The organism is Acinetobacter sp. YH12142 (genome assembly GCF_013418435.1).
Lineage (GTDB): Bacteria > Pseudomonadota > Gammaproteobacteria > Pseudomonadales > Moraxellaceae > Acinetobacter > Acinetobacter amyesii.
Window position 1 is genome coordinate 87,440 of the sequence record NZ_VPCB01000015.1, and the last position, 7,968, is coordinate 95,407.

The 7,968-nt window shown below is 42.0% G+C and carries 10 protein-coding genes and 1 pseudogene; 4 read left to right on the forward strand and 7 right to left on the reverse strand.

The window, feature by feature from the left end:
- Positions 1-9 precede the first annotated feature (9 nt).
- From FTU77_RS12265 to rodA, 3 genes are all read left to right on the forward strand, one after another.
- Positions 10-402 carry a septum formation initiator family protein gene (locus FTU77_RS12265; protein WP_078188520.1) on the forward strand — a complete coding sequence of 131 codons (393 nt, stop codon included), beginning with the start codon at positions 10-12 and terminating at the stop codon, positions 400-402.
- Positions 365-1,090 carry a 2-C-methyl-D-erythritol 4-phosphate cytidylyltransferase gene (ispD, locus tag FTU77_RS12270; RefSeq protein ID WP_180055922.1) on the forward strand — a complete coding sequence of 242 codons (726 nt, stop codon included), beginning with the start codon at positions 365-367 and terminating at the stop codon, positions 1,088-1,090. The genes FTU77_RS12265 and ispD overlap by 38 nt, the downstream gene beginning before the upstream one ends.
- Positions 1,091-1,175: 85 nt before the next feature.
- Positions 1,176-2,312 (forward strand): rod shape-determining protein RodA, encoded by a 1,137-nt coding sequence (rodA, locus tag FTU77_RS12275; protein WP_078193916.1) that lies wholly within the window; start codon positions 1,176-1,178, stop codon positions 2,310-2,312.
- Between the two features lie 284 nt (positions 2,313-2,596).
- Here rodA and FTU77_RS12280 read toward each other — a convergent pair whose 3' ends face one another.
- From FTU77_RS12280 to cydP, 7 genes are all read right to left on the reverse strand, one after another.
- Positions 2,597-3,448: a hypothetical protein gene (locus FTU77_RS12280; protein WP_180022129.1), complete on the reverse strand. Its 852-nt coding sequence runs from the start codon at positions 3,446-3,448 to the stop codon at positions 2,597-2,599.
- Between the two features lie 26 nt (positions 3,449-3,474).
- Positions 3,475-3,963, reverse strand: coding sequence for a hypothetical protein (locus FTU77_RS12285; protein WP_180022130.1), 489 nt, complete (start codon positions 3,961-3,963; stop codon positions 3,475-3,477).
- 212 nt (positions 3,964-4,175) lie between these two features.
- A complete protein-coding gene (locus tag FTU77_RS12290) occupies positions 4,176-4,478 on the reverse strand; it encodes a cyd operon YbgE family protein (protein WP_078188516.1) in 303 nt (100 codons plus the stop codon).
- A gap of 3 nt (positions 4,479-4,481) precedes the next feature.
- A complete protein-coding gene (cydX, locus tag FTU77_RS12295; RefSeq protein WP_002120988.1) occupies positions 4,482-4,583 on the reverse strand; it encodes a cytochrome bd-I oxidase subunit CydX in 102 nt (33 codons plus the stop codon).
- 24 nt (positions 4,584-4,607) lie between these two features.
- Positions 4,608-5,753, reverse strand: a complete 1,146-nt coding sequence (gene cydB / locus FTU77_RS12300; RefSeq protein WP_180055923.1) for a cytochrome d ubiquinol oxidase subunit II — start codon at positions 5,751-5,753, stop codon at positions 4,608-4,610.
- Positions 5,750-7,336, reverse strand: coding sequence for a cytochrome ubiquinol oxidase subunit I (locus tag FTU77_RS12305; RefSeq protein WP_180022131.1), 1,587 nt, complete (start codon positions 7,334-7,336; stop codon positions 5,750-5,752). The genes cydB and FTU77_RS12305 overlap by 4 nt, the downstream gene beginning before the upstream one ends.
- Positions 7,336-7,527, reverse strand: a complete 192-nt coding sequence (gene cydP / locus FTU77_RS12310; RefSeq protein ID WP_078188513.1) for a cytochrome oxidase putative small subunit CydP — start codon at positions 7,525-7,527, stop codon at positions 7,336-7,338. Before cydP ends, FTU77_RS12305 begins: the two co-directional genes overlap by 1 nt.
- A gap of 321 nt (positions 7,528-7,848) precedes the next feature.
- Here cydP and FTU77_RS12315 point away from each other — a divergent pair.
- Positions 7,849-7,968, forward strand: a pseudogene (locus tag FTU77_RS12315) (IS5/IS1182 family transposase); the annotation flags it as partial.

The following is a 7,968-nucleotide window of genomic DNA, read 5'->3' on the forward strand; positions in this document are numbered from 1 at the left end:
ATGCTATCTATGTTAAATGTATTTGACTCCAAAGCGAGTAAAGCATTGTTGGGCCTTGCGATCTTTTTGATCGCAGGGTTTCAATATTTATACTGGTTCGGTGAAGGTGGTTATCATCAACATCAACAACTGAGTCAGAAAATACAACAACAAGTCGAACTCAATGACGAATTAAAAGAACGAAATCGCGTGCTTGCCGCTGAAGTATACGATTTAAAAAATGGCGTTGAAGCTATTGAAGAGCATGCTCGTCTAGATTTAGGTTTAATTAAACCGCATGAAACTTTCGTACAGATGAGTACGATTAGTACTCAGTACAAACCAATTTATATTGATCCAAACGCAAAAGTAGACCTACGTACCAATGAGTCAGAACCAGCCGAACTTCCACCAGAACCTTAAATTGTGGGCCATTATTCCTGTTGCTGGTTCAGGAAGTCGATTTTCTAAAACTGAACTAAAACAATATCAAAACATTGCGGGTCTAACTGTGCTTGAACACACAGTTGCACGTCTCAACCAATTGCCGTTGACAGGCTATGTATTGGCTATAGGTGAGCAAGATAATGTTGCTCAGACCTTGGCACTCACTAATCAAGAGAAGGCTCATTTTTGTTTAGGCGGTGCAGAGCGTGTGCATTCTGTGCTCAATGCATTGCAATATCTATCTTCGATTGCCAATGATGATGATTGGGTGTTCGTTCATGATGCAGCACGACCATGTGTCTCGCAGTTGAGCTTAGAAAATTTAGTTCAATCGGCAGTAGAAACTGAGCAAAGTGCGATTCTCGCCATTCCTGTACGCGATACCTTAAAGCGAGTTGAAACAGCACCACAAATATCAACAACGGTAGATCGTTCAACTTTATGGCAAGCGCAGACACCACAAATTGCCAAATTGGGTGTACTTAAAAATGCCATTGAACAAGCGCTTGCCGCTGGTGCGACCATCACAGATGAAGCAAGTGCCTTAGAATTTTTCGGTGAGCATGTCAATGTCGTGCAGGGTCGTTCGGACAATATTAAAATTACCTATCCTGATGACTTGGAATTGGCACGTTTAATTTTAGCGTCTCAAGTTAATAGATGATTATTTCAAGGAATATTTAAGGGACAGTGATTTTTACTGTCGCTTTAATCTATAATTCCCGCATCCTTTTTAGATCTGTTTCGCAATGATCCCTTCTCAACAGTATCGTTTTTTACGTCAGTCATTACGCGATGGCCGCAGTATAAAACACGATTCTTCTCGATGGGCTAAACTTCATTTAGACCCGTGGTTACTTTGCTTCTTGGTACTCAATGCAATATTGGGGCTGATGGTTGTCTATAGTGCGACCGCGGAAGATTCGGGAATGGTACTACGTCAAGCCACAAGTTTTGGTGTGGGCTTTATTGTGATGCTGATCTGCGCGCAAATTCCACCCAAAGTTTACCAATCTATGAGTCCGTACTTATATGCCATCGGTATATTTTTACTGTTGTTGGTTCTGGTCATTGGTGAAAAAAGGATGGGGGCGAAACGCTGGATTAGCTTGCCGGGTATCGGCAGTATGCAGCCGAGTGAGTTTATGAAATTTGCCATGCCACTCATGATGGCGTGGTATTTTGCGCGAAAACCTTTTCCACCGAAATTTTTACAAATTGTCGGTGCATTAATTTTATTATTGATTCCATTTGCATTGGTCGCTTTACAGCCTGACTTGAATATCGGTTTGATTATTCCGGGTATTTTTGTTTTATTTTTAAGTGGTATGTCTTGGCGTTTAATTGCAGGTGCTTTAACCGCCTTTGCAATTGCAGCACCTGTACTTTGGATGTTTTTTTTACAGGAATATCAGAAAAAACGTGTACTGACGTTATTTGACCCTGAATCTGACGCGCTTGGTGCAGGTTGGAACATTATTCAATCTAAAATTGCCATTGGATCAGGTGGTTTAATGGGTAAGGGTTATACCGAAGGGACGCAGTCGCACTTGGGCTATCTGCCAGAGCATCATACTGACTTTATTATGTCGACCTATGCTGAAGAGTTTGGCTTTATTGGTGTATTTCTTTTATTTAGTTTGTTTACAGCAATTATTGTTCGCTGTTTGATTATTGGACTAAATTGCTTCCATAATTTTGGACGACTCTATGCAGGAGCGATAGGATTAACTTTCTTCTTTTTTGTATTTTTAAACTCGGGTATGGTCAGTGGGATTTTACCGGTAACAGGTGATCCACTACCGTTGATGAGTTATGGTGGTACAGCTGTAATTGCGATGCTCGCAGGGATGGGGATTGTGATGTCGATTCATACGCATCGCTAAGCATTAATGTAAACGGAATAATCAAGCCGGACCAATGTCCGGCTTTTTTTATGCGCTGGACGTACGGGAAAATGCTGTAGCAGAATGTATTGAGCAGTCCGTCAGGCCGTAAATCAATGTTTCTGTGCAGATGATTGGCAGGTCGAATGCCTTGGTTGTAGTTGTTTAAGCTATGGCGGACTGGCCGGCCAGCGCTCATAAGCGCCCGCAAGTATAATCTGTCAGTATCTGGGCAGGCGCCGGCTAAGCGGATAAAAACAGCCGGCTTCATGCCGGCTTTGGGTTTAGTTGAATAGCTGATTGATTTTTCTGGCTATTTCTTTGTTGTAAATTCGATAGTCGCTGATGGCATAGGGGCTGAACAGGGCATATTTGCAGCTGGTGCTGGAACCATTTTTGGCGGCAGCGGTGCGGCAGTTCAAGATGGAAAAGACCTTCGCGTCAGCCGATTTAAGCTCAAATGAGCTTAAGTAAATTTTTTCATTGGCAATATCCTGAGTAGTAACGGTATAGCCATTTTTTACTAGCACATTGCTGAGGCTGGAAATCGTGCGTTTGCTGCTGACTGTCAGCGCATCTTCATAGCCGAAGGTTTTAATCAGGGTTGCAGTGTTCAGCTGCTCGGCATTTTTAAATAATTCCGGCGCTGCGTTTTTGATAAAGAAGCCGAAGTCTTCTGTGCTGATATCGGCCGTAATAGGCTTGAAGGTCATGCGTACGCCATCACTCAGCCTGTCGTATGCGACGCGCATCTGTATATCTGCGCAGGAACTGGAGTCGTTGGCGCTGCGGCGGTGATCAGCGCTGACCGTATTGCAGACTTTTATTTTAACCCGGTCTTGCGCCAGGCGCCGGAATTGCGCGTCATAAATATGATGCACACTCCAGTAACGGTCTTGTTTTAACTGGTTAAAGAACGGGGCATTGCTGATCAGCCCTTTGTTTAAATCCAATTCATTATAAGCCGAGAGCGGTACTGTCAGGGAAAAACTGTTCAGTTCTGGATTGAGCTGGATATGCTGGGTTTTAGGCCCGAAGCCGCCTAGCACATTTTGATAGAGGCTGCCGCGTTCCCCTGTGACTTGGCAGCCGGATAGCCCGGCTGCTGCGGCAAGAAACAATAATGTTTTTTGCATATTTTGATTTTTTCTATAGATAACGATTATTCGAAATTGAAGCTGACGTCAGAAGCCGTGTTTGGAGACGGATGCTGGAAAATACGCTCGTTCTGATGGTCAAAGTAAACTTTCCAGCTGTTTTTGATATTTTTGCACTGGAATAAGCCGTAGTATTTTTGCAGATTCGGTGTAGACAGCACCTCAGAGCCTTTATAAGGAATCAGCGGTGATGGATGGCTTTTAATTTGTACAAATTCACCGCCGTCACGCGCACAATAGGTGTTTGCGCGTTCCCACATAATGGTGCCAGCACCGTAAGATACGTTATTCATGGTGATGGTGCGCGGATTTTTATACTTGGCTTGGAAAAATTCCTGCACCGTCGGATACTGTTCAAAATCCTTATCTGTCAGCTGCCCCAAGGTATTCCATTTATCAATAGCTTTTGACAGCCATCCTTTTTTTGCTTCTTCTGCAGATGCGTAAGTACTGGCAATAATGCATGCTGCAGCTAAAAAGGTTTTAGTTTTCATTATATAACTCCAATTCAGGTGCAGAGCATGCTAAAGGCCATGCAGCGGCGATGCAACTTTGCGGGCGCTAATATGTATAATCAAATGTTAGAAAATGTTTAATTTTTAATAAAAATTTATAATATTTTGTTTTATTAATCTGCATTGAAAAATCAGCGCTTTAAGGCAAACATAAAAAAAGCCCTCAATTGAGGGCTTTATTTAGATATTAATTAATGTAGGAACCACGTGTAATAGCCCCACAACATTAGTGGCCAAGCGAGGAAGGGGCTAAAAAGCCATTTCCAGAACCAATGGTGTGGTGTAAAACCCACACCATGCACAAAACCACCTGAAATACCTATCATGATGAACATCAGCGCTCGATGGCTATATCCACCATTGTCATCCAGCATGGCAGCAGGATGTACAAGTAACACGGCTGCCAAAGGAAAAGCTAACAGGCAGGAAATGACCATTGCAAATTTATTTGGCTTCTTTTCTACAAGTGATTTTTCTACAGCAGCATCAGTCATTTGTTATTCCTCATCTAGATCTTGATGATGTTCGATGTAAAGCGCACTAAGTACACCTGCAAAACATGCCATCAAGATACCGAGAATCCAAGCAAAATACCACATCGTCTTTTCTCCTTAGACACAGCCTTAGTATAGGCTGTGTGAATTCTCTTCAATATGTTTGTTAGTAACCACGCCCCACATTTTGTAGTAACACCAAGTTGTGTAGCACAGGATAAGTGGGACAAAAATACATGCTGCAACTGTCATCACAGTTAGGGTATTTTTACTTGATACCGCATCCCACATAGTCAAACTTACAGTTGGGTTGATGCTCGATGGCATAAGGAAAGGGAACAATGCAAAACCAGCAGTTAAGATTGCACCAATGACTGCCAAGCTTGAACCAAGGAAGCTGAAACCTGCTTTACCTTTACCTGCGGCAAGGATGATGATCAGCGCACCTAAAATAGCCATGATTGGCGCAATCATAGTAATTGGATAAGTACTGTAATTGTTCATCCAACCTGGGTTGGCATTGGTGATCACTTCTTTAGCTAATGGGTTTGCAACGCCATTAGTGTCAAACGGTTGAGCTAATGTGTAGCCTTGGATATTACCGAAGTATAACCATGCGCCTGCCAGTAAGAAGCAAACTAAGAATACGATACCCATAAGCTGAGTTGCTTTTGCAGAGCGTGCGCGTAGATCGCCGTCTGTACGAAGCATGAGCCATGCACCACCGTGAGCGCAAAGCATAGATAAACTCACGATACCGCAAACTAAAGCGAATGGGTTAAGCAGTGCAAAGAAGCTCCCTGTATAAGTCGAGCGAACAGTTTCGTCGATAGTGAATGGAACACCAAGGAACATATTACCAAACGCAACACCAAATACGAGGGCAGGAACTGCACCACCAATTGCTAAACCCCAATCCCAAGAATTACGCCACTTGGTATTTTCAAGTTTAGAACGGTAATCAAAACCGACTGGACGTAAGAAGAGGGCGAAGAGTACCAGTAACAGTGCCCAGTACATGCCTGAGAATGCAGTCGCATATACCATTGGCCATGCTGCAAACAGCGCACCACCGGCAGTAATAAACCAAACTTGGTTACCGTCCCAGTGTGGGGCAATCGTATTGATTGCCGCACGACGTTCTTCGTCTTTTTTACCTACGAATGGCATGATCGCCATTGAGCCCATATCGAAGCCATCGGTGAGAGCGAAGCCGATCAGTAGGACACCGACTAATACCCACCAAATGATTTTGAGTAATTCATATTCGATCATGCTTGAGCCTCCTCATTTGCCTTTTTTGCAGCTTCAAGTTTCTCGAAGTGGTATTTACCAGTATGTAGAGAACTTGGGCCAAGGCGTGAGAATTTAATCATTAAGTACATTTCAATGATCAGCAGTACAGTGTAGAACGCTGCCAATGCAAGGATAGAACCCCATACATCACCTGTACTTAAGCTAGAAGCTGAAAGATGTGTAGGTAGAACTTCACCGATAGTCCAAGGTTGACGACCAACTTCGGCAACATACCAACCTGTTTGTGCTGCAATCCAAGGTAATGGCAGGGCAAATAAAGCAAACTTTAATAACCAAGGTTTGTTTTCTGCATTACGTTTACCGACAGCAAAGGTAGCAAGTACGAACAGAAGGAGCATTAAGAAACCAGAAGCAACCATTGCACGGAATGCCCAGAACAAGCTTGGAACATGTGGAATAGTGTCTTTTGCAGCAGCTTTGATTTGATCATCAGAAGCATCGACCACTTTGTCTGTGTATTTTTTCAGAAGCAGACCATAACCCAAGTCTTTTTGAGACTCAGCAAATGCTGCTTTAAGTTCAGGAGACGTATCGCCTGCACGAAGTTGTTCTAACTGTGAGTAAGCCACCATACCGTTACGAATACGCGCTTCGTGTTGTACGATCAGGTCTTTAATACCTATCACTTCTTTGTCAGTTGAACGTGTTGCAATAATCCCCATGACATAAGGAATTTTGATCGCGTAGTCAGTAGACATGGTTTCTTTATTTGGAATACCGAACAAAGTAAATGGCGCTGGAGCTGGGTGAGTGTCCCATTCAGCTTCAATCGCAGCTAGTTTAGTTTTTTGTACGTCACCAATTTCATAACCAGATTCATCACCCAGTAAGATCACCGAAAGTGTAGACGCTAAACCAAAGATAGCAGCGATGGCGAATGAGCGACGCGCAAATGGCAAGTCACGCTTTTTCAATAAGTAGTAACTTGAAATTGCCAGTACGAAAATAGCACCAGTCACATAACCTGCAGATACGGTATGCACGAATTTAACCTGAGCCACGGGGTTGAAAATCAGCGCACCGAAGTCCACCATTTCCATACGCATGGTTTCATAGTTAAAAGCAGAACCAACAGGGTTTTGCATCCAACCATTGGCCACTAAAATCCATAGTGCAGACATGTTCGAGCCAAGCGCAACTAACCAAGTGACAGCCAAATGCTGAACTTTGGATAGGCGATCCCAGCCGAAGAAGAATAAACCAATAAATGTTGATTCAAGGAAGAATGCCATCAGACCTTCAATGGCTAATGGTGCACCGAAAATATCACCGACATAGTGCGAGTAATACGCCCAGTTAGTACCGAACTGAAACTCCATGGTCAAACCAGTAGTAACACCTAATGCGAAGTTAATACCGAAGAGTTTTCCCCAGAATTTAGTCATGTCTTTATAAATTTCTTTGCCAGAAATCACATAGGTGGTTTCCATAATGGCAAGAATAAAAGCCAGACCTAAAGTCAGCGGAACAAAAATAAAGTGATACATCGCGGTCATTGCAAATTGGAACCGCGAAAGATCGACCACGCTTTCAGAAATCATCAACGTGTCTCCTTGATTTGGGAAGGACTGCCAGCAATATGCTCGGCAACTTGATTGTCAAAGTTTTTAGGGATGGTAGGGGCGTCGAACCAGATGTTCTTAATGATCATTAAAATAATCACTTTAATTATTAGTATTGCGGTTATTTCTCTGACCACACGACGATTTAAATCTTTGAATTTTAAGCTCATGGAGATAAGCCTATTCTTTAAACTTGTACTATATTATTAACAAATATATACAAAAAGCAAATAGGTTGAACAGTTAAAATAAAAATATATTATTAAGCATAGTAAATACAAAGACTTATTGTCTTTGATAGTTAAAAAATAAACTAATTTTTTATTTTAAATACTTGACTAAAACACTTGTGTTTAAATATTTTAAATCCGACTAAAACGCTTATATTTATATTTATATTTTAAATTCTGACTAGGGTCTGTTGACATTTGTTGATTAAAAAAATAGCGAGATAGTAAAATTAAATCGCCAAACCCAATTTTATACTCGCTATGCCTCGAACAATGCTAAATGATCAACACTGGTCCAAGTTACTTGCTATTTTCCGTCACTTTAATATTTATCTCAAATTAAATTTACGGAATTTTATTGAAGCGATTTTATTTCGAATT

Bases quoted from the DNA above. Each gene is read 5' to 3' on its own strand.
- FTU77_RS12265 (WP_078188520.1), top strand. From the start codon at position 10: ATGTTAAATGTATTTGACTCCAAAGCGAGTAAAGCATTGTTGGGCCTT.
- ispD (WP_180055922.1), top strand. From the start codon at position 365: ATGAGTCAGAACCAGCCGAACTTCCACCAGAACCTTAAATTGTGGGCC.
- rodA (WP_078193916.1), top strand. From the start codon at position 1,176: ATGATCCCTTCTCAACAGTATCGTTTTTTACGTCAGTCATTACGCGAT.
- FTU77_RS12280 (WP_180022129.1), bottom strand. From the start codon at position 3,448: ATGCAAAAAACATTATTGTTTCTTGCCGCAGCAGCCGGGCTATCCGGC.
- FTU77_RS12285 (WP_180022130.1), bottom strand. From the start codon at position 3,963: ATGAAAACTAAAACCTTTTTAGCTGCAGCATGCATTATTGCCAGTACT.
- FTU77_RS12290 (WP_078188516.1), bottom strand. From the start codon at position 4,478: ATGACTGATGCTGCTGTAGAAAAATCACTTGTAGAAAAGAAGCCAAAT.
- cydX (WP_002120988.1), bottom strand. From the start codon at position 4,583: ATGTGGTATTTTGCTTGGATTCTCGGTATCTTGATGGCATGTTTTGCA.
- cydB (WP_180055923.1), bottom strand. From the start codon at position 5,753: ATGATCGAATATGAATTACTCAAAATCATTTGGTGGGTATTAGTCGGT.
- FTU77_RS12305 (WP_180022131.1), bottom strand. From the start codon at position 7,336: ATGATTTCTGAAAGCGTGGTCGATCTTTCGCGGTTCCAATTTGCAATG.
- cydP (WP_078188513.1), bottom strand. From the start codon at position 7,527: ATGAGCTTAAAATTCAAAGATTTAAATCGTCGTGTGGTCAGAGAAATA.